General features: G+C 66.6%; 1 protein-coding gene. It reads right to left on the bottom strand.

The annotated features are described in order from the left end of the window. The coding region (locus tag AC4IJH_RS43665; RefSeq protein ID WP_490857589.1) for a prealbumin-like fold domain-containing protein at positions 1-530 on the bottom strand (530 nt) is incomplete at both ends.

Below are 530 nucleotides of genomic sequence, written 5' to 3'. Positions count from 1 at the left end.
CCTTGGGAGCCTTGGTCTCCTCCCAGTAGTAGGTGGAGCCCATCTTCAGCTGCTTGAGGCCCTTGATCTGCGCCGTACCGTCAGCGCCCGTGGTGACCGGGCCGCCTTCCTTGGTGTCGGGCTTGCCGCCGGTGCGCTGCAGACCCGCAGTGCCGTTGGTCTCGCGCCACAGCTGGAACTCGGCACCGGTCAGCGGCTTGTTGGTCTTGCCGTCGACCTTGATGAGCTTGATCGGTACGCCGTGCCAGGGGTCGTCGCCCTTGACGGGCTCGCCGCTGTGGGCGCCTTCGCCCTCGACGGTGAAGTCGTCGCCGTGCATGACGCCCGGCTTCATGCCGTAGAGGATGGCGGTGCACTTGTAGCTGGCGCCGACCGCGAGCTGGGCCTTGGGGTTGGTCTTGGCGTCTTCCTTCCAGGAGGCCTCCCAGCGCACCTCCCTACCGGCGGGGTCGATGCTGGTGGTGCCGTCAGGCCAGGTGCACTTCAGATCCTTGATCTTCGCGTCGCCCTTGGTGACGCGGTCAGTGTTC

It is taken from the genome of Streptomyces sp. UF-297 (genome assembly GCF_058245575.1).
Note: the sequence above shows the minus strand (reverse complement) of the source record. Positions and strands in the feature narration are given on the sequence as shown.